This is a genomic window from Bacteroidetes bacterium SB0662_bin_6 (assembly GCA_009839485.1).
In the GTDB taxonomy this organism is placed as follows: domain Bacteria; phylum Bacteroidota; class Rhodothermia; order Rhodothermales; family VXPQ01; genus VXPQ01.
In genome coordinates, this window is the sequence record VXPQ01000002.1 from 18414 (window position 1) to 39732 (window position 21319).

15 protein-coding genes and 5 tRNA genes are annotated in these 21319 nt (G+C 58.1%); all 20 read left to right on the forward strand.

The features are described 5' to 3' along the window. The first annotated feature begins 75 nt into the window (after positions 1 to 75). Positions 76 to 750, forward strand: a complete 675-nt coding sequence (gene ispD / locus F4Y00_00470) for a 2-C-methyl-D-erythritol 4-phosphate cytidylyltransferase (protein MYE03444.1) — start codon at positions 76 to 78, stop codon at positions 748 to 750. Continuing rightward, the gene (locus tag F4Y00_00475; GenBank protein MYE03445.1) at positions 747 to 1232 is read left to right on the forward strand and encodes a 2-C-methyl-D-erythritol 2,4-cyclodiphosphate synthase; all 486 of its coding nucleotides are present in this window, start codon (positions 747 to 749) and stop codon (positions 1230 to 1232) included. Before ispD ends, F4Y00_00475 begins: the two co-directional genes overlap by 4 nt. Continuing rightward, positions 1225 to 1878: a DedA family protein gene (locus F4Y00_00480; protein ID MYE03446.1), complete on the forward strand. Its 654-nt coding sequence runs from the start codon at positions 1225 to 1227 to the stop codon at positions 1876 to 1878. Before F4Y00_00475 ends, F4Y00_00480 begins: the two co-directional genes overlap by 8 nt. Before the next feature lie 113 nt (positions 1879 to 1991). After that, a tRNA-Thr gene (locus F4Y00_00485) sits at positions 1992 to 2064 on the forward strand. Positions 2065 to 2123: 59 nt separating this feature from the next. Further along, positions 2124 to 2205: transfer RNA gene (locus tag F4Y00_00490), tRNA-Tyr, on the forward strand. A gap of 82 nt (positions 2206 to 2287) precedes the next feature. Next, positions 2288 to 2363: transfer RNA gene (locus F4Y00_00495), tRNA-Gly, on the forward strand. 20 nt (positions 2364 to 2383) lie between these two features. Further along, positions 2384 to 2455 (forward strand) — tRNA-Thr (locus F4Y00_00500). Positions 2456 to 2515: 60 nt separating this feature from the next. After that, positions 2516 to 2588, forward strand: a tRNA-Trp gene (locus tag F4Y00_00505). Between the two features lie 44 nt (positions 2589 to 2632). Beyond that, positions 2633 to 2812 carry a preprotein translocase subunit SecE gene (gene secE / locus F4Y00_00510; protein ID MYE03447.1) on the forward strand — a complete coding sequence of 60 codons (180 nt, stop codon included), beginning with the start codon at positions 2633 to 2635 and terminating at the stop codon, positions 2810 to 2812. 54 nt (positions 2813 to 2866) lie between these two features. Then, positions 2867 to 3421, forward strand: coding sequence for a transcription termination/antitermination factor NusG (nusG, locus tag F4Y00_00515; GenBank protein MYE03448.1), 555 nt, complete (start codon positions 2867 to 2869; stop codon positions 3419 to 3421). Positions 3422 to 3613: 192 nt separating this feature from the next. Then, the gene (gene rplK / locus F4Y00_00520) at positions 3614 to 4048 is read left to right on the forward strand and encodes a 50S ribosomal protein L11 (protein MYE03449.1); all 435 of its coding nucleotides are present in this window, start codon (positions 3614 to 3616) and stop codon (positions 4046 to 4048) included. A 91-nt stretch (positions 4049 to 4139) separates the two neighbouring features. Further along, complete coding sequence (locus F4Y00_00525; GenBank protein ID MYE03450.1) at positions 4140 to 4850, forward strand: 50S ribosomal protein L1; 711 nt, start codon at positions 4140 to 4142, stop codon at positions 4848 to 4850. A gap of 99 nt (positions 4851 to 4949) precedes the next feature. Further along, positions 4950 to 5477 carry a 50S ribosomal protein L10 gene (locus F4Y00_00530; GenBank protein ID MYE03451.1) on the forward strand — a complete coding sequence of 176 codons (528 nt, stop codon included), beginning with the start codon at positions 4950 to 4952 and terminating at the stop codon, positions 5475 to 5477. A gap of 117 nt (positions 5478 to 5594) precedes the next feature. Continuing rightward, positions 5595 to 5978 carry a 50S ribosomal protein L7/L12 gene (locus F4Y00_00535; GenBank protein MYE03452.1) on the forward strand — a complete coding sequence of 128 codons (384 nt, stop codon included), beginning with the start codon at positions 5595 to 5597 and terminating at the stop codon, positions 5976 to 5978. 87 nt (positions 5979 to 6065) lie between these two features. Beyond that, a complete protein-coding gene (gene rpoB / locus F4Y00_00540) occupies positions 6066 to 9899 on the forward strand; it encodes a DNA-directed RNA polymerase subunit beta (GenBank protein MYE03453.1) in 3834 nt (1277 codons plus the stop codon). A gap of 74 nt (positions 9900 to 9973) precedes the next feature. Beyond that, on the forward strand, positions 9974 to 14278 hold the full coding sequence (rpoC, locus tag F4Y00_00545; protein MYE03454.1) for a DNA-directed RNA polymerase subunit beta': 4305 nt from the start codon (positions 9974 to 9976) through the stop codon (positions 14276 to 14278). Between the two features lie 138 nt (positions 14279 to 14416). Beyond that, the gene (locus tag F4Y00_00550; protein MYE03455.1) at positions 14417 to 15337 is read left to right on the forward strand and encodes a hypothetical protein; all 921 of its coding nucleotides are present in this window, start codon (positions 14417 to 14419) and stop codon (positions 15335 to 15337) included. 404 nt (positions 15338 to 15741) lie between these two features. Beyond that, positions 15742 to 17670: a long-chain fatty acid--CoA ligase gene (locus F4Y00_00555; GenBank protein ID MYE03456.1), complete on the forward strand. Its 1929-nt coding sequence runs from the start codon at positions 15742 to 15744 to the stop codon at positions 17668 to 17670. Between the two features lie 40 nt (positions 17671 to 17710). Then, a complete protein-coding gene (locus F4Y00_00560; GenBank protein ID MYE03457.1) occupies positions 17711 to 20125 on the forward strand; it encodes a 3-hydroxyacyl-CoA dehydrogenase/enoyl-CoA hydratase family protein in 2415 nt (804 codons plus the stop codon). Between the two features lie 3 nt (positions 20126 to 20128). Further along, positions 20129 to 21310: a thiolase family protein gene (locus tag F4Y00_00565; GenBank protein MYE03458.1), complete on the forward strand. Its 1182-nt coding sequence runs from the start codon at positions 20129 to 20131 to the stop codon at positions 21308 to 21310. Positions 21311 to 21319: the final 9 nt, after the last annotated feature.

The following is a 21319-nucleotide window of genomic DNA, read 5'->3' on the forward strand; positions in this document are numbered from 1 at the left end:
GATACGGAGATCTCTGTGAAGAAAGTATTGCCTATCGTTACCGTACTCGTTCCGGCTGCGGGCCGCGGCGTGCGCATGGGCGGCTCACGCAAGCAATATCGGAATCTCGGGGGTGTGCCTCTTCTGGTGCAAACACTCCGTGTATTTGAAAGGCACCCCCGGGTTGATTATATCGTGGTGGCCGCTCCGGCGGGGGACGCGGATTGGCTGGCCTCGGATTTGCATACCCGCGGATTTCGGAAGATTCATACCGTGATATCAGGCGGGGCCAGCCGGCAGGCCTCTGTTGCGGCAGCGCTCGATGCTGCGCCTTCCATCGGATCCGTATCTTCCGATATGGATATTGTGCTTGTGCACGATGCAGTACGCCCCTTTGTCCCCGCAGAGTGCATCGACGCGGTGATTTCCGCAGCCCTTGAGGAGGGCGCAGCATCCCTTGCGCTGCCTGTTGCAGATACACTGCGTGCAGTATCCCGGGGCGTATTTGCAGAAACCGTCGACAGGGAGCGGCTGTGCCGTATGCAGACGCCGCAGGCATTTCGCCGGGACTGGCTTGAAGAAGCGCACCGTGCGGCTCGCAGCGAGGAACGCGATGCTTCGGACGATGTGGCGCTTGTCCAGGATATCGGCCGGCCGGTGGTTCTGGTGGAGGGTAGTGCATTGAATATCAAGGTGACCACGCCGGCGGACTACGAGCTGGCCGGGATCATTCAGTCTTCCTTCGAACGCACGTCGTTTGCAGACACATGAGGATCGGTTTCGGATACGATGTGCACCGCCTGGTCGAAGGCCGCCCCCTGGTTATCGGGGGAGTGGAGATCCCTTTCGACAAGGGACTCGATGGGCATTCCGATGCCGATGTGCTCCTGCACGCCGTAGCCGATGCGCTGTTGGGTGCTGCGGCGCTCGGGGATATAGGTAGCCACTTTCCCGATACGGATGCGCGCTGGGCAGGTATGGCGGGCGCCGATCTGCTTGGCAGGGTGGCCGGCAAGCTCTCGGAAGCCGGATACCGGACGCATAACATCGATGCCACGGTCGTGCTTGAACGCCCGCGTCTTCAGCCTTACATCTCCCGGATGCGCGCGATCATTGCCCATTGTCTTTCCGTGGATGAGGGTGCTGTTTCCGTGAAGGCCACGACCCATGAGAAAATGGATGCTATAGGAAGGGGGGAAGGAGTGTCTGCGTTTGCGGTGTGCACAATCGTAGCAATGGACCGGCATGGGTGATCTGCTGCAGGATCTGGTGATCTGGTTGGACGGGTTGTCCCCGGCATGGGCCTATACCGGTATTTTGCTGGTTGCCTATGCGGAGAATGTGCTTCCTCCTGTGCCCGGTGACATGGCGGTGGTGTTCGGCGGATATCTCGTGGGCATCGGCAAGTTGCATTTTTTGCTTGTGGTCGGCGTAGCGACGCTGGGCAGCGTGATGGGGTTTATGACGATGTATTTTATCGGGTATCTGGTTGGCGATGCCGTGCTGCGATCACGCTGGCTTCGATGGGTCCCACCGGAGAGCATTGACGGGGCCCGGCGTCAATTGGACCGCTGGGGGTATGGCCTTGTGGCGGCCAACCGGTTTCTGGCGGGGCTTCGCGGAGTCGTCGGGCTTGTGGTTGGCATGGCCCGCCTTGACGGTTTGCGCACTGCGGCGATAGCTGCGCTGAGCGCCCTGGCGTGGGTATTTCTGATTGTCTGGGCCGGATACGCCGTGGGGGATAACTGGCAGCAAGTCGGCCTCTGGCTTCGGGATTACGGGCGGGTTGTCCTGTGCCTGATCGGTTTGGCCTTGCTCGCGGGCGGGGTACGCCGATATGTTCGCAAGAAGCGTTCGTCAAGGAAATCAGGCGAAAATGCGGTGAGCAAACGCCGGTAAGGAAACTTTGAGGTTACTACGGGATATGCAGCCCCTGTTTGCGGCATGCAGGTTGACACCATGTGCCGCAAATACGTAATTTGAAAGACTGGAGTCGCTCGGAAGGCGGCGAAGCTGGCGTAGCTCAACCGGTAGAGCAGCTCACTTGTAATGAGCAGGTTGGGGGTTCGAGTCCCTTCGCCAGCTCTTCATTTGAACAGGTGTTTTTGAAAGGACCTTTTCGGGGCATGTTCTCCGGCAGTACCGGGCAGGTTGCCGAGTGGTCAAAGGCGGCAGACTGTAAATCTGCTCCCTCAGGGTTCGGAGGTTCGAATCCTCCCCTGCCCACCCTTTTGCGTTCGACGGCTTTACAGGACGGGGCGCCCGTGCGGTGCACCTTCCGGGCCGGAGTACCGTATGATGTATCGTAGCGGAAGTAGCTCAGATGGTAGAGCATCAGCCTTCCAAGCTGAGGGTCGCGGGTTCGAATCCCGTCTTCCGCTCCAGCAAGCGCATGCCGGTTTCGGCCGCCTTAGCTCAGTGGTAGAGCACTTCCATGGTAAGGAAGGGGTCATCGGTTCAAATCCGATAGGCGGCTCATGCGATGCAACGCCATTTTTCGCATACGAATCATGCAGCAGGAACCATCGCCGTACACACGGGCGTAGCTCAATTGGCAGAGCAGCGGTCTCCAAAACCGCAGGCTGCAGGTTCGAGTCCTGCCGCCCGTGCCCGCAACATTCATGGCGTGACACGCCGTTAACCAGGATCAAATATGAAGGTGGCCGAATATCTGGGCGACGTAAGCAAGGAGATGCGCAAGGTCAGTTGGCCTGCGCGTAACGAGCTGATCAGCAACACGCTGATTACCCTGTTGGCGACGATGATCATTTCCCTGTACATTTGGGGAGCCGATCAGATCATCAGCCGGGCGCTGGAGTTCATATATAGCTGATCCGGTCGCGCCGAGGCATATCTCGTCGAGAAATTTCTCTCAGGTACAGGAAAGATGGTCAAGGAAAAGGAAATAATCCGCAAATGGTACGTGCTGCGCACGTTTTCGGGCCACGAAAAAAAGGTCAAGCAATATCTCGAAAAGGAGATCGAGCGTCTCAATCTGCAGGACAGAATCAATGAGGTGATGATTCCTACCGAGACCGTTTTCGAGATGCGCAGCGGCAAGAAGCGTACGCGCGAGAAGACGTTCTTTCCGGGATATGTGATGCTGCATATCGCTCTGGACACCGAGTTACAGCATGTCATTTCCAATCTTCCCTCGGTGATTGGTTTTCTGACCACAGGCGACGAGCCCACGCCGCTTCGGCCCGATGAGATAAACCGGATCATGGGCAAAATGAACGAGGTCCGGGAGGCGGGCGAACAGCCGGAGATGCCGTTCAAGAACGGGGATCTCGTAAAGGTGGTGGACGGCCCGTTCAACAATTTCAGCGGTTTTGTCGAGGAGGTGTATCCCGACAAAATGAAAGTCAAGGTCATGGTATCCATTTTTGGGCGCAAGACGCCCCTGGAACTGGATTATCTCCAGGTGGAGCGGGACGATTAACGTGCGATAGGATAATCTGATTATGAATAATATTAGAACCTATGCGCGCGTTCCGCGTTTTTTGTGGAATATTTCCCAAAAATTTCCGATAATGTCGGGCTGAGTTTTGTTGCCGTAATTAACAGAAGCGGGAGCCGGGCGTAACGAACAGGTACGTACGATTTTTCCGGCGTTTGCACCGCGCTTTACAGTATGGCCAAGCCGATCGACGGGTACATCAAGCTTCAGATCAAGGCCGGACAGGCGAATCCGGCCCCCCCGATAGGTCCTGCGTTGGGGCAGAAAGGGGTGAACATCATGGAGTTCTGCAAGCAGTTCAATGCGGCGACGAAGGACAGGATGGGGCTTGTTCTTCCTGTTGTGATCACGGTATATACCGACAAAACCTTCAGCTTCATCGTCAAGAGCCCCCCTGCGGCAGTGCTTCTGAAGACTGCTGCGAATATCCCGTCGGGATCCGGAGATCCCCTGCGGCAAAAAGTGGGAACCGTGACCTGGGAGGATTGCCGCAAGATTGCCGAGCAGAAAATGGAGGATCTCAACGCATTCGACATGGACAAGGCGGCTTCCATGATAGCCGGTACGGCGCGTTCCATGGGGGTACGCGTCGAAGGCGGGCCCTCCTGAATAAGGCCCTTTTGCAGGATCGGGGCAGGGTTCCTGCACCCGTCGCATTCCATCATCGTTGATACAAACACTACGTCCGCTACAGAATCGGATGGCGAAAAAAGGAAAACGTTACCGGCAGGCGGCTGAGGTGGTCAAGGAGGCGGGAGGTCCCTTCACGCTCGAAGATGCCTGTGCCCTGATTGCGAAGACGGGCGCCGCCAAATTCGACGAATCAGTCGATATCGACCTGCGGCTCGGGGTCGATCCGCGCCATGCCGACCAGATGGTGCGGGGTACGGCGGCGCTGCCGCACGGCACAGGCAAGGAGGTGCGCGTGCTTGTCCTGGCCAGCGAGGGCAAACAGGAAGAGGCCAGAGAGGCCGGCGCCGATTATGTAGGCCTGAATGACCTTATCGAACGTATCCAGAAGAAGGGATGGACCGATTTCGATGTGGTGGTTGCTACGCCTGATGTGATGCGTGATGTCGCCAAGCTCGGGCGCGTACTGGGACCCAGAGGGCTTATGCCTAACCCTAAAAGCGGTACGGTCACTATGGATGTCGGTCCGGCTGTGCAACAGGTCAAGGCGGGTAAAATCGACTTTCGCGTGGACAAATCCGGAAATCTGCATACACCGATCGGCAAAGTTTCGTTTTCCGCAGATCATCTCCGGGAAAATGCGGAGGTGTTTCTCAAGGAAGTGCTTCGGTTGCGTCCCGCCTCGGCGAAGGGTACGTACGTCCGATCCGCTTCGATCTCGACATCGATGGGGCCGCCGATCCCGCTGGATCGTATCCAGGTCGTGAGTGCGCTGCGATAGCGCTTTTCGCCGGTTCATCCCTGTTCCCGATTACAAGTAGCATAGCCGGTTTATGCCGGACAGCCCGAAAGCAACCGATCGAGATAGCGAGGCGCCGACATGCCCATGACAAAAACACAGAAGGAAACGGTCGTTGCGGAGATCGCGGAAATGCTCGACGCAAACACGATCATTTACCTGACCAATTATTCCGGGCTGACGGTCAGCCAGGCAAACGATTTGCGCAATCGTTTCCGCAATGCAGGCGTGTCGTTCAAGGTGTATAAGAATACCCTGGTGCGCCTCGCAATGGAGGAGCGCCCTGCGTATAGCGAATTGCTGGAATACCTGAAAGGCCCTACTGCTATCGCATTCGGCGGGGAGCCGTCGGCGCCGGCCCGGGTCATCCGGGATTTTCTGAAAGATGAATCAGCGATTCGCCCTGAAGTCAAAGCCGTTTACATAGATGGCGCTTTTTACGGGGAGGGCTCGCTGGATGTACTGGCATCGCTCAAGTCGAAAGACGAGCTCATAGGCGACGTAGTCGGTTTGTTGCTTGCTCCTGTTTCGAATGTGGTCGGCAAGGTGCAGGCGCCTGCCCGCAACCTTGTTGCCGCGATTCGTGAAATCGCAGATCGCGCCGCATGACCGTGCGTCATGCCCGGCTCGGAAACAATCATCGTCACTTTCACCATCCATCCTTAATGTGCGGCACAGTTGCCGGAGTACGGCGGCAGAGACTGCTCGCAGGAGAACGAATCCAACATGGCGGACATCAAAAAAATTGCAGAAGAACTTGTTAACCTCACGGTCAAGGATGCCAATGACCTGGCCACGCTTCTTGAGGAGGAGTACGGTATCAAGCCGGCTGCAGCAGCTGCGGCAGTTATAGCCGGACCCGCCGCCGGAGGCGACGGGGCAGCCGGCGCCGAAGAGCAAACGGAATTCAATGTCGTGCTGAAGGGCATCGGCGGCAACAAGATTGCCGTGATCAAGGAGGTACGCAGCCTCACCGGCCTTGGCCTCAAGGAGGCGAAGGAACTTGTGGACGGCGCACCGAACACCGTGAAGGAAGCGGTTGGCAAAGACGAAGCGCAGGAGATAAAGACCAAGCTTGAAGAAGCAGGCGCCGAAGTCGAACTCAAGTAAACGCGAAGGGCATGGCGCCTTGCGCGTCATGCATCCTTTGCATCGTTATCGTTCGACACGTTTTTCTCCCTTCCAGCCACTCCATCCATGCCCCATACGAACGGTCAAGCAACCCAAAGCAAGCGCATATCCTATGCCCGCATTCCGACCATACACGAATACCCGGATTTTCTGGATATCCAGCTCCAGTCGTTCGCGGATTTTGCGCAACCCGATGTATCGCCGGAAGAACGAAAGGATATCGGACTCCAGGGGGTTTTCAGGGAGCATTTTCCGATTCAGGACAGCCGTGAGCGGTATACCCTCGAATTCATAGACTACGAACTGGATGCTCCGAAGCATTCGGTATCGGAGTGTATCGCGCAGGGGCTGACCTATGCCGTGCCGCTGAAGGCGCGGCTTCGCCTTTCGAGCAAGGAAGACGAGGACGAGGATGAACCGGAAGAGGCGATCGAGCAGGAGGTGTACCTCGGCAACCTGCCGTTCATGACACAGCAGGGCACCTTCGTCATCAATGGCGCGGAGCGTGTCGTTGTTTCCCAGTTGCACCGTAGCCCCGGGGTGTTTTTCGGGTTGAGCATTCATCCCAACGGCACCGAGCTTTTTTCAGCCCGCGTAATACCCTTCCGCGGCTCCTGGATTGAATTTTCGACCGATGTAAGCAATGTGATGTGGGCTTATATCGATCGGAAGAAGAAACTTCCGGTTACGACGCTTTTGCGTGCACTGGGGCACTCATCCAACGATGAAATCCTGAGGATATTCGATCTCGCTGACGAGGGAGATGTTTCGACGAAGCGATTGTTCGGCAAGTGGATCGGTCGTAATCTGGCTGCTTCGATTACTGTCGAGGAAGTGCACGAGATCGTGGATGAGGACACCGGGGAGATTCTCGAGGAGAAGAAAAATCGCAAGATTATTCTTCCCGCAGACCATGTACTGCAGGAGGAAGATTACGCAAAACTGAAGGACGCGGGCGTAAAGACCGTCTGGCTGCTTAAGAAGGATGAACAGGAGCAACTCGACAAGTCCACGCTGATCGAAACCCTGCGGAAGGATCCTGCCCATTCGTATGCTGAGGCGCTGGAATATATGTACCTGCAGCTTCGAGGCAGCGAAGCGCCCGATCTGGAAAGTGCGCGGGGCATTCTGGACCGGCTCTTCTTCAGTGAAAAGCGTTACGACCTTGGGGAGGTGGGCCGGTACCGCATTAATAGCCGCCTGAATCTCGACACGCCTTCGGATACGTTGACGTTGACGCCCGACGACATCGTGGCGATTATCCGTGAGTTGGTTAATCTTCAGAACGGCAAGAGCAGTGTAGACGATATCGACCACCTTGGCAATCGCCGGGTGCGTACCGTGGGTGAACAGCTTGCAACCCAGTTCTCGCTGGGTCTTGCCCGCATGGCTCGTACGATCAAGGAGCGCATGAACCTGCGCGACGCAGACAAGTTTTCGCCGCAGGATCTGGTAAATGCCCGCACGGTTTCGAGTGTGGTCAACACCTTTTTCGGGACTAATCAGCTCAGCCAGTTCATGGATCAGACGAATCCGCTGGCCGAATTGACGCACAAGCGCCGCATGTCAGCACTGGGACCGGGTGGCCTGACGCGTGAACGCGCCGGTTTCGAAGTCCGCGACGTGCATTACACGCACTACGGGCGGTTGTGTCCTATCGAGACGCCCGAGGGGCCGAATATCGGCCTGATTTCCTCGCTTTGCGTACATGCCACCATCAACGATTTCGGCTTCATCGAAACGCCGTACCGGGTCGTTGAAAACAGCAAGGTGACGAAGAAAATTCGTTTTCTTTCCGCAGAGGAGGAAGACAACGCAGTCATTGCCCAGGCGAATGCCCCGATCGACGGAAAGGGCAATTTCGTCAATGACTACGTGAAGTGCCGCCACCGGGGTGATTTCCCCATCGTGCCGCCGAGCCGCGTCGAATATATGGATGTGGCGCCGAACCAGATCGTGTCTCCCGCGGCAAGTCTGATTCCTTTTCTCGAGCACGATGACGCCAATCGCGCGCTTATGGGGTCGAACATGCAACGCCAGGCCGTTCCCCTGTTGCGTGCCGAGGCTCCTCTGGTCGGCACGGGTCTTGAAGGACGCGTGGCGAAAGATTCGCGCGCGGTGCTCGTTGCGGAAGGCGAGGGTGTCGTTGAATATGTCGACGCCATGCGCATCGTGGTACGCTATGATCAGAACATGGAAAATGCGGATCTGAATTTCGAAGAATCCGTGCGTGAGTACCAGTTGGTGAAGTTCCGTCGAACGAACCAGGACACCAGTGTCAACCAGAAACCGATCGTCAGCAAAGGACAGCGCGTCTCCGCGGGTACGGTGCTGACGGATGGGTTTGCCACGGAAAACGGAGAGCTTGCATTGGGCAAAAATGTGCTGGTTGCCTTCATGCCCTGGCGCGGCTACAATTTCGAGGACGCTATCGTGTTGTCCGAGCGGCTCGTAACCGAGGATGTATACACGTCGATACATATCGAGGAATTCGAGTTGCAGGTGCGCGATACGAAGCGCGGCGAGGAAGAGCTTACCCGCGAGATTCCGAACGTCTCGGAAGAAGCCACAAAGGACCTTGATGAGCGAGGAATCATTCGCGTAGGCGCCGAGGTGAATGCCGGCGATATCATTGTGGGAAAGATCACCCCCAAGGGCGAAACGGATCCCACACCGGAGGAAAAACTGCTCCGCGCCATTTTCGGCGACAAGGCCGGGGATGTAAAAGACGCCTCCCTTACGGCGCCCCCGGGTATGAAGGGCGTGGTAATTGCTACGGAACTGTTTGGCCGGCGCAAACTGGATTCCGCCTCGAAGAAACTGGAAGGGAAGCGCCTTGCCGAGATCGAGGCGCGGTTCGATCGCAAAAAAGAAGAACTCGACAGGTTGTTCTGGGAGAAATTCTTCCGGATCGTGGGCCGGAAGTCATCCGCCGGCGTGGAAGACCGTGAAGGCGCTGTGCTGCTTTCGAAGGGGGCAAAGTTTACGAAGACGGCACTGAAGGATATTACGCCTGATCAGCTTGCTCCCGGCAAGGACATGACGAACGATCAGGAAACCAACGAGCGCATTCGTCAACTGCTTCGCAATTATGCGCGTGCCTGCAGTCGCATTGACGGCGAAATGAAGCGGGACAAGCATCAGGTGCAGATGGGAGACGAGCTTCCCCCGGGCATCGTGCAACTTGCGAAGGTGTATGTCGCGCGCAAGCGTAAGGTACAGGTGGGGGACAAGATGGCCGGTCGCCACGGAAACAAGGGGGTGGTTGCCCGTATCGTTCCCGTGGAAGATATGCCGTTCCTCGAGGACGGAACGCCGGTCGATATCGTGCTGAATCCGCTTGGCGTGCCTTCCCGCATGAACCTCGGTCAGATATTCGAGACACTTCTCGGATGGGCCGGCAAAAAGCTCGGTACTTCGTTCGCGACGCCCATTTTTGACGGGGCGAAGATGGACGACATCCGGACTAAACTCGAGGAAGCGGGCCTGCCGATCGACGGGCGCGCCCAGCTTTACGATGGACGCACCGGCAATGCGTTCGATGAAAAAACCACTGTGGGCTACATCTATATGCTGAAGCTGAGTCACCTTGTGGAGGACAAGATTCATGCTCGCAGCATTGGACCGTACAGCCTTATTACGCAACAGCCGCTGGGAGGTAAGGCGCAGCTTGGCGGCCAGCGCCTTGGAGAGATGGAGGTGTGGGCGCTGTATGCCTACGGGGCTGCTCACACCTTGCAGGAGATGCTGACCTACAAGTCGGATGATGTCCAGGGGCGGTCGAAGGCGTACGAGTCGATCGTAAAGGGGGAGAACATGCCCGAAGCCGGTATGCCGGAGAGTTTTCAGGTGCTTGTTCGAGAACTTCAGGGACTTGGCCTCGAAGTCCGCCTTGATTGACCACGCACTGTAGCCGTCCTGCACGGAAAGGGGCCGCGGCCCCTTCCAGCATTCAGAATTGCGAAAGAGCCAATATGCCCTACGGAAAGACGCAGCAGATCAGGAAGCATTTCAGCCGAATCACCGTAAGTCTGTCCAGCCCGGAAAGTGTGCTGGAGCGGTCTCATGGAGAAGTGCTCAAGCCCGAAACCATCAATTACCGGTCTTTCAAGCCGGAAAAGGACGGCCTTTTTTGTGAGAAAATATTCGGGCCCGTCAAGGACTGGGAGTGCCATTGCGGCAAGTACAAGCGCATCCGCTACAAGGGCATCGTCTGCGACCGCTGCGGCGTGGAAGTGACGCAGAAAAAAGTGCGCCGCGAGCGCATGGGGCATATTACGCTTAGTGTGCCCGTCGTGCATATCTGGTATTTCAAGACGCTGCCGAACAAGATCGGCCACCTCATTGGTCTGAAGTCGAAAGACCTTGAGAAAATCATCTATTATGAGAACTATGTCGTCATCCAGCCTGGAAGTGCGGCAGAGCATGGTGTCGAGGAAAACCAGCTCTTGAACGAGGACGAGTATTTCAACATTCTGTACCAGATACGGGAAGACAACAATCGGCTTTCCGACGACGACCCGAACAAATTCATCGCTCGAATCGGGGGCGAGGCCGTGGAGACGATCCTGCGGCGCCTGGATCTGTCGTCTCTGTCGCAAAAACTTCGTACCCAGATCAAGACGGAGACAAGTCAGGCACGCAAGGCCGATGCCCTGAAGCGCCTTGCAGTCGTCGAAGGGTTTCGTGACGCTAACACGCGGCTCGAAAACCGGCCTGAGTGGATGGTCATGCGGGTTATTCCGGTTATTCCGCCGGAACTGCGTCCCCTGGTTCCGCTCGAGGGCGGACGGTTTGCCACTTCCGATCTGAACGATCTGTACCGCCGTGTTATCATCCGCAATAACCGCCTGAAACGACTCATCGACATCAAGGCCCCTGAAGTCATTCTGCGCAACGAGAAGCGCATGCTGCAGGAAGCGGTCGATTCGTTGTTTGACAACAGCCGGAAGGCCAACGCCGTCCGCAGTGATTCGAACCGGGCCCTGAAGTCGCTTAGCGATATGCTCAAGGGTAAGCAGGGGCGGTTCCGGCAGAACCTGCTCGGCAAGCGCGTGGATTATTCGGGCAGGTCGGTTATCGTCGTGGGTCCCGAGCTCGATATACACCAGTGCGGCTTGCCGAAAGAGATGGCGGTCGAACTGTTTAAACCTTTCGTCATTCGCAAGCTCATTGAGCGGGGTATCGTCAAGACGGTCAAGAGTGCGAAAAAAGTGGTGGACCGGCGCACCGCGGACGTCTGGGATATTCTCGAGAAGGTGATCGAAGGGCGTCCTGTGATGCTGAACCGGGCTCCGACGTTGCACCGCCTGGGCATACAGGCATTCCAGCCGATTCTCATCGAGGGCAAAGCCATCCGGTTGCATCCGCTGGTATGTACGGCCTTCAATGCCGATTTCGATGGGGATCAGATGGCGGTGCATGCCCCGCTCAGCCATGACGCCTGCCTGGAGGCCTGGGTGCTCATGCTCTCGAGCCACAACATTCTCAGTCCCGCCCACGGCGGTCCGGTGGCCGTGCCCACGCAGGACATGGTTCTTGGTTTGTATTACCTCACGAAAATGAGGTCGGACCGGAAAGGAGACGGCATGCGATTCGCGAGCGTTGCGGAAGTGCGGCAGGCGTATGACCAGGAGCAGCTTGCTATGCATGCCCGTATCCATGTGCGCATAGCACCTGGAAAGGTGGAGGAGACGACGGTGGGCCGGGTTCTTTTCAATGAGGTGGTTCCCGACGAAGTCGGTTTTATCAACGAAGTGCTTACGAAGCGCAACCTGCGCCCGATTATCGCACGCGTGCTCAAGGCCAGCGGGTTCGAAAAGGCTGCCCGTTTCCTTGATGACATCAAACAGTTGGGCTTTGAGCAGGCTACCACCGCAGGGCTCACATTCTCGCTGGCCGATATCATCGTGCCGGACATGAAGGAGAAGATCATCTCGGACGCGCAGTCAGAGGTGGATCGTGTGCGCGGCAATTACGAAATGGGCTTCATGTTCGAGAGCGAGCGCTACAATCAGGTGATCGACATCTGGACGAAGACCAACAATCGGGTTTCCGAAACGCTTTTTGAAACCCTTCGGAATGACAAGGAAGGGTTCAACGCCATTTATATGATGGCGGACTCGGGCGCGCGGGGTTCCAAGGAGCAGATTCGCCAGCTTGGAGGCATGCGCGGCCTCATGGCCAAGCCGCAGAAGAGCCTTGTGGGTTCGGTAGGGGAAATTATCGAGAACCCGATCATTTCCAACTTCAAGGAAGGGCTTTCCGTCCTCGAATACTTTATTTCGACGCACGGCGCCCGCAAAGGGCTTGCCGATACCGCGCTGAAAACGGCTGACGCCGGGTACCTGACCCGTCGTCTGGTAGATGTCGCCCAGGATGTGACCATCATTCAGGAGGATTGCGGCACGCTGCGCGGAATCCGGATATCCGCCCTGAAGGATAATGAGGAAATCGTCGAGCCGCTGGCAGATCGTATCGTGGGGCGCGTCTCCATGCACGATGTTCGGGATCCGCTTTCCGGTGAACTCATCATTGCCGCCAATGAGATGATCGATGAGCCGCGGGCCCGGCAGATTTCCGAAACGTCGATCGAGGAGGTTGAAATACGCTCGGCCCTGACATGCGAGTCGCGCCGCGGCGTGTGCGCCTTGTGCTACGGGCGAAATCTCGCCACGGGACACCTTGTGGAAACGGGCGAAGCGGTCGGCGTGGTTGCCGCGCAGTCCATTGGAGAGCCGGGTACGCAGCTTACGCTCCGGACTTTTCATATCGGAGGTACGGCAAGCCTCATCTCTGCGGAAAGCACGCTCCAGACGAAATTCGCCGGTAAGGCGGTGTACGAAAATCTACGGACTGTTACGCTTGACGGCGGCGAAGGGGAGAAAGATGTGGTGCTCACCCGCCAGGGAGAGGTATGGATCGTTGATCCCAAGGATGCAGGCCGGCGCCTGATTTCGTATGTGATCCCGTACGGGGCCGAGATGCTGGTTTCTGACGGAGAGATCCTCGAGAAGGGAAGTGTGCTGGCCAGTTGGGACCCCTACAACAGTGTGATTCTCTCGGAAGTCGCCGGCACGATATCCTTCAAGGATATTGTGGAAGGCACCACATATCGGGAAGAATCGGATGAGCAGACCGGCCACAAGGAAAAAGTCATTACCGAGAGTCGCGAGCGCTTGCTGACCCCGGCCCTCATTGTCAAGAGGAAGGACGAGGCGGACCGCGAATATACGCTCCCCGTACGGGCGCGCATTCAGGTGGATGAGGGAGAGAAGATCCAGGCCGGGCAGGTCATGGTGAAGATTCCGCGTCAGTCTGCCAAGACGGGCGATATCACGGGGGGTCTTCCCCGCGTGACCGAGTTGTTCGAGGCCAGGATGCCGGTCGATCCGGCGGTTGTTTCCGAGATCGACGGCGTGGTTCGTTTTGGGGGGCGCCGGCGCGGCGCACAGGAAATCGTTGTGACTTCCCGCGACGGTTCGGAAACCCGGACATACCTTGTGCCGCTTTCGAGGCATATGCTTGTGCACGAGCATGATTTCGTGCGTGCGGGAGGACGGCTTTCGGACGGGCAGGTATCCCCGCAGGATATTCTGTCCATCAAGGGGCCGCGCGCGGTGCAGGAGTATCTCGTGAACGAGATACAGGAAGTATACCGGATGCAGGGCGTAACCATCAACGACAAGCATATCGAAGTGATTGTGCGCCAGATGATGCAGAAGGTGCGTGTGTCGGATCCGGGCGATACGACATTGCTGGAAGACGACACGGTGGACCGGTTCGCCATGGAGGAACTCAATGACCGTCTCTACGACCGGTTTGTGATCACCGATGCGGGCGATTCCGACCTGTCGGTCGGGGATATCGTAAGCCGGAGGCAAATGAGAGAAGTGAATTCGGCTCTGAAGCGCCAGGATCTCAAGCAGGCGGAGGCCCGCGAAGCGCAACCGGCTGTGGCGCAGCCGATTCTTCTTGGCATCACGCAGGCTGCACTCTCGACCGATTCGTTCGTGTCGGCAGCCTCATTCCAGGAGACCACCAAGGTGCTCACCAACGCGGCTATCAAGGCCCAGGTGGATCCGCTTTACGGACTCAAGGAGAATGTGATCGTGGGGCATCCGATCCCGGCAGGAACCGGCCAGCGCCGTTTCCGGGATGTGGTCGTCGGTTCGAAGACCGAACTTGCCGAGTTGCAGGCGGCGCTGGGCGGCGATGGAGACGGGGTTCCGGCAGCGCCCGGTACGCCGGACGAAAAGGCGGAGGAGGTGGAGGCATAGGGTGTGGTTCTGATGAGTCTGCATGCGCGAAGGGGTTTCGTAGCAATTTTTCGCGACATTCCGTAACTCCGGGAGAAATTTCCCGTATTACGGAGTAATGCCCCACAAATTGCTCTGCCAAACGACGAGGGTTGCACCATGCCGAAACGCTTCCCCCGATATACCGGAAAGTTGCCCCTGCTGGTCGCTGCGCTGCTGATTGCGGCGAACGCCTATGCCGGCGATCCCGACTTGATCGATATCAAGGATACGGTCAAGCGTTCCTACAAAGTTCGACCCGGTGGTACGTTGGAGTTGGACATAGACCGGGGCCGGGTTGCAGTACTCCCCGGGCCCGGCAGGGAAGTGCTCATTGAGGTGGAACGGACGGTGACGACCGACGATCGGTCAAAGGCCGAGGCTATCTTTGAACGACACGATCTCGAGATCGAGGAACGGGACGGTGGTATCTACGTCGGGTCGCGCTTCGACAATGAAGATACCTTCTGGAATCGTATCCGCTCCAGCACGGATCGGCTCACGGTTCGGGTGCGGGCCAGGATTCCGGAGAATTACAATATTGAATTCAAGGCGGGAGCAGGCACTGTCGAGTTGGGATCCTTTTCCGGAGACATTTCCGGCGTGACCGGGGCGGGTAACATTGAGATTGGTGAGGTAAGCGGGTCGGTCGATGTGGTATCCGGGTCCGGAAATATCGTTATCGAAGGTGTGGGGGAGGAACTGGAAGTGCATACGGGCGCCGGCAATGTGGATGTCCGGGCCGTACGCGGCGAAGCCACTGTCAAGGCAGGCGCCGGAAACATCGAAGTGTTCATCACCGAACAACCGGATGGAGATTCTGATTTCAGCACGGGGGCCGGGAATGTAATGGTGTACCTGGCCGGCAGTGTAGGGGTAGATGTCGATGCGGAGTGCGCCGTAGGATCGGCGCGTACGGATTATCCACTGAAAGTGGAAGGCAAGTGGACCAGAAAATCCTTTTCCGGCAGTGTCAATGGCGGCGGCCCGGACCTGCGTCTGTATGCCGCCGTGGGCAATGTGACGTTACGAAAGAAATGACGACACGAGCATAATGCTCCGTTTTGTATAGGGCCGTCCGAGAGCATCGGGCGGCCTTTTTTATGTAATCAGGATACTCTGATCAAAACCGCATGGGCGAGGACCTTGGGACGCGCCTTCTCTCAAAACATAAACGTGCGGTTGGCCGCGAGTTTGCAGGATATCCCGGGCCCTATGTTTTGTTCGAATGCGCGTCCCAAGGTCCCTTTTCCCGGTTGCGATTTTGCGGTTCGGCGTTGGATGGTCTTGTTGCGCGCTCCAGGACCCAATCATTGTTTCCTTAACGTTCGTTCCATCCCGCATTTCTTGCGCGGACGGGGCTTTTATCCTGTCGCGGTTTTTCTTTTCTTTCGGGTTACGTAGTGCGGTCGGGTTACCCTTTTTGATCAGAACGAGGAACAGGTATGCGAGACGCCGTATCGGAACTGGAAAAGGTATACATTGCGCCGCCGGGCAGCGGCACGCTTACCCTGGGGAAGACCTTGCCGGATCTGTTGTACGAAGCATCGGACCGGTACGTGAATCGCCGGGCGCTCAATCAGCCGGAGGGGGATGGCTGGAAGTCTCTTTCGCTGGACGAATTTCGGCGCCATTCCGAGGAAGCGGCGCTGGGTCTTGCTGCGCTGGGTTTGTCCCACGGGGATCGTCTTGCGCTCTATATGGAGAGCGACGTGTCGTTCTGTGTGGTGGACATGGGTTGCTTGCTTGCGGGCGTGATCAACGTGCCTCTGTACCTCGCGCATGCGTCCGAACAGATCCGGTATGTTCTGGTGCATTCGGAAGCGAAGGTGGTAGCCGTTTCGAGCGGAAAGCATCTGGAAGAAATCCGGGATGCGTTGTCTGCATGCCCCGCGGTTTCTGCGGTGATTGTAGCGGAAGGGGATATTCCTGACGGACTTTCTCTTCCGGATGGCATAGAAGCATACACGCTCGAAGCCGTGCGGGAATCCGGTCGTCGTCGGCTGCAAGAGAATGCAGAGGCCATTGCGGGGCTGCGCGCTCGGGTCGGACCGGAGGATATAGCCACCATTCTTTATACGAGCGGCACGACCGGGCAGCCGAAGGGCGTCGTGCTGACGCATGAAAATATCAGCGCCAACGCCCTCACATCCTTTTCGGGGATGCCGGATTACCGTACAGGCGAGGATGGCGAGCAGGTCATTTCGTTTTTACCGTTGACGCATATCTTCGCCAGAGCGCTTCATTACGGCTTTGTGTATCATGGCTCGCCGGTGTATTTCACCTCGCAGGAGTTCCTTATGCAGCACATCGCCGAAGTGCAGCCTACCATATTCGCCACGGTGCCCCGGGTTCTGGAGAAGGTGTATGCCGCGGTAGCGACTCGCATTGCCGGCATGAGCGGCATTCAAAAGGCCATTGCTTCCTGGGCGCTGTCTACAGGTGAACGCTATAACGTATTATCGAAGCCGGGCGGAATCCATGCGTTGTCCCTCAAGGTGGCGGACCGCCTCCTGTTCAGCAAATGGCGGAAGGCGTTGGGCGGACGCGTAAACTTTCTTATCTCGGGCGGCGCGGCGCTGGGCGCAAAGCTGACGAATCTGTTCGCTGCGGCGAACATTACGGTGCTGGAGGGATACGGTCTCACGGAAACCAGCCCGGTGATTTCCTTTAACCGGAAAGGGCGTGTCCAGCCCGGTACGGTGGGCGAAATGATTCCGGGAGCGGAAGTGACGATTGCGGAAGATGGAGAGATTCTGACGCGCGGTCCGTACATCATGCAGGGATACTACAAGAACGATGCCTTGACGAGCGAGGTGATCGACGAGGAAGGATGGTTTCATACAGGCGATATAGGAGAGTTTGGACCGGAGGGATACCTGCGGATTACGGACCGGAAGAAGTCTCTTTTCAAGCTCTCGACCGGGAAATATGTGGTTCCCCAACCTATAGAGAACCGGCTCCGGGCGCACCCGGTGGTTGAAGAGGCGATGGTTCTGGGCAGCGGATACCGGTATTGTACGGCGCTTGTTTTTCCTGACATGGACAAGCTGGGGGATTATGCTCGATCCCTCGGTGCAGGGGAAGGCATATCGGGGGAGGAGTTGCTCGCCCTGCCCGGCGTGCAATCGCATCTGCGTCATTTGGTTGAGGAGGCCAACACGGGCATGGATCCATGGAACCGCATAAAAAGATTTCGCATCGTGTCCGCTTCGCTGACGACGGAGAACAATCTCCTTACACCCACGCTGAAGGTGCGCCGCCGGCAGGTCGAAGAAGCATTTGCAGAAGATATCAGGGAGATGTACGGCGACGGGGATCTGCCCGCAGCCGTCGTAGTTGTGGAGAAAGAGAGACAGGACCACGATGACTGATCGCCGTCCATTACGATTTCAGCCAGTAAGGAATTAATTCATGCACGCACATTCAACGGCAGCCGGTGACCGTGCTTCGGGCGCATTCGCTCCACCTCATGCCCATGTTCCGTTTCGCAAGGCCGCTGTACTGGGCGCCGGGACCATGGGCGCACAGATTGCAGCGCACCTCGCCAATGCAGGCCTGCATGTGTTTCTGTTCGATGTGCCGGCCGGGGAAGGGAAAAACCGGAATGCCATCGTCGAGCGGGGGCTGAAAACAGCCGCCCACCTCAAACCGGCCCCGTTTTTTGATGAGGCGGCGGTGCGTCGTGTCGAGCCCGGCAATTTCGAGGACCACCTTGACCGGCTGTCCGGCGTGGAATGGGTGATCGAGGCAGTCGTGGAGCAACTGGATGCCAAACGCGCCCTGTTTGAGCAGGTCGAGTCGATCATCCGGCCCGGCACCATCGTGTCCACCAATACGAGCGGGCTTTCCGTAGAGCAGATCGCAGCCGGACGCGGCGAGGCATTCCGGCGCGCTTTCCTCGGCACGCACTTTTTCAATCCCCCTCGCTATTTGCGGCTGCTGGAACTGATCCCTTCTTCGGATACGGATCCGGAGATTCTTGCCCGCATTGCCCATTTTGGCCGGATTCATCTTGGAAAGAGCATCGTCGTAGCAAAGGACACGCCCTACTTCATCGGGAATCGCATCGGGGTGTACGGCATGATGCAGGCGGTCCGGGCTTTTACGGAGCAGGGCTACACGATCGAAGAGATCGACACCCTGACCGGGTCGCTGGTGGGACGTCCCCGGTCCGCCACGTTCCGTACCGCAGATGTGGTGGGGCTGGATGTGCTTTGGGCTGTGGCCCGCAATCTGCACGAGGCCGTGGCGGATGACGAAAGCCGCGCCGCGTTCAGTCCCCCGGAATTGCTGGGCCGGCTTGTGCAGGCCGGACGGCTTGGGCAGAAGACCCGTGCGGGATTTTACAGGAAAGAGGATGGCGAAATAAAGTCCGTGGATCCGGAAACCCTGGAGTATTCTTCCGCCAAGCCCATCCTCCTGCCCGGCCTGAAGAAAATACGCAAGCTGCGCACCGCAGGCGACCGGCTACGGGCGCTGTACGAGGCTAAGGGACGCGCCGGAGCCTTCGTTCGCGGCACGACACTGGATTTATTGGCGTATGCCGCCCGGAGAATTCCTGAAATTTCGGATCGGCCTGCCGATGTGGACCGCGCCGTACGCTGGGGATTCGGCTGGGAACTGGGTCCGTTTGAAATCTGGGACGTGATTGGCGTGGAGCGGGTCCTGAATGATTTGAGCGATGCCGGACTGGAGGCGCCTGCCTGGGTGAACGATGCCGTGCGGGCCGGCGGGTTTTACCGGGACGACGCGGGAGCGCGTACGGTCTATGTGCCGGCAAGCGAGGAATATGCGCCCGATCCTGTTCCGGAAGATTATGTGGGGCTTGCTTCGATCCGGTCGGAGGCAGGGCGTACGCTGTGGGAATCGAGCGACGCCGGGCTGCTCGATGTCGGGGACGGCGTCGCGTTGCTGGAGTTTCGCTCGAAGGCGAACACGCTGGGGAAAGGCGTGATGGAAGCCGTCGTGCATGCGATCGAACACGTCGAAGCGGATCGCTCGCTCAAGGGGCTTGTGATAGGCAACGAGGGGCGCAATTTTTCGGTGGGTGCGAATCTTATGGAATTGGCGGGCGCCGTGAAACTGAGGGCCATGAAAGTGGTAGATCGGCACATCAAGGCATTTCAGGAAACGATCCAGCAAGTGCGCTATGCCCGCAAGCCGGTGGTCGTTGCGGCCCACGGGCGCGTGCTGGGCGGCGGGTGCGAATTGCTTATGGGTTGTCCGAATCAGGTGGCGTCGGCGGAGTGCTATGCCGGTCTGGTGGAACTGGGCGTCGGCCTGATCCCTGCGGGGACGGGCACGATGCGTCTGGCGGCAGAGGCGTCCCGGCGTGCGGCGAACGACCATCCTTCCGAGATTCAGGCCTGGATCCGGCAATTTTTCGAGACGGTGGCGATGTCCCGCGTCTCGTCGGGTGCTGTGGAAGCCCGGCAACTGGGCTTTCTCGCGCCGCATGCCCGCATCGTCATGCACGACGATCGGCGGCTCCATGTAGCCAGAGAAGAGGTACTGCGCCTTTCCGCCGCAGGGTATCGTCCTCCTGTCCCGCAACGCATCCGGGTGCTTGGGCGGCCCGGAGGCGCTGCGCTGGAGGTCATGGTGCGGCAATTCGTCGAAGGCCGGTTCATATCCGAGTACGACGCCTTTCTTGCGGGACGTCTTGCCTTCGTGATGACCGGAGGCGAGTTGAGCGCTCCTCAGGAAGTGGACGAGGAATACCTGATCGATCTCGAACGCAGTGTGTTTCTCGAACTGATCCGTGACAAGAGATCGCAGGCCCGCATTGTACACATGTTGAAGACGAAAAAGCCGTTGAGGAATTAACCCATGCAGGATGCTTTCATCGTCCGCGGTGTACGTACTGCCGTCGGAAAGGCCGACCGGGGAGCGCTCCGGTATGTCCGCCCTGAACACATGGGCGCTTCGGTCGTACGCGAAGCCGTCCACCGCGTCGAAGGACTCGAAGCAAACGCCGTCGAGGATGTATTGATGGGATGCGCCTTTCCCGAGGGCGCGCAAGGCCAGAATGTCGGCCGCCTGATTGCACAGAAAGCGGGCTTGCCGGACGAAGTACCCGGCGCCACGGTGAATCGATTTTGCTCCTCCGGCCTCCAGACCGTCGCCATGGCGAGTCAGGCGATTCGTACGGGCACGGCGGATGTGGTCGTGGCGGGGGGCGTCGAGTCGATGAGTATGGTGCCGATGACCGGGTTCTTTTTTCAGCCCGATCCCGTATTGTCGGCCGATGATATGGATGTCTACGTTTCGATGGGCATTACGGCGGAGAATGTGGCCGAACGCTACGGCATTTCACGGGAAGATCAGGACCGGTTTGCGCTGCGTTCTCACGAACGGGCGCTGGCGGCCATTGAGGCAGGGCGTTTTGCGGACGAAATTCTTCCAGTGGAGGTAGAAGAGACGCGCTATGAAGAGGGAGCTGCCCGGACGGTCCGCCGGATGTTCGATACGGACGAGGGCCCGCGCTCCGATACCAGCCTCGAAGCTCTGGGGCGCTTGCCTGCGGTTTTTCGCCTCGGTGGCACAGTGACTGCGGGCAATGCGTCACAGCGTTCCGACGGGGCTGCCGCAGTGGTGCTTATGAGCGGGGATCGCGTGAAGCAACTGGGCGTGACGCCCGAGGCCCGGCTTGCAGGATTTGCGGTCGCCGGCGTAGCCCCTGAAATCATGGGCATGGGGCCCGTGCCTGCGATACGCAAAGTGCTTGCGCAAACGGGCCTGAGCCTTCAGGATATAGGCCTGGTGGAACTGAATGAAGCCTTTGCCGCGCAGGCGCTTGCAGTGATTCGCGAGGCCGGGCTCGACGAGGACATTGTCAATGTGAACGGCGGTGCGATTGCACTGGGCCATCCGTTGGGGTGTACGGGCGCCAAGTTGACGACTACGCTGATCCGCGAAATGGCGCGGCGCAAGGTGCGGTACGGCCTGTGCACGATGTGCGTAGGCGGGGGGATGGGCGCCGCCGGCGTGATCGAGTATCTCGGGGATTGACGGAGTAAG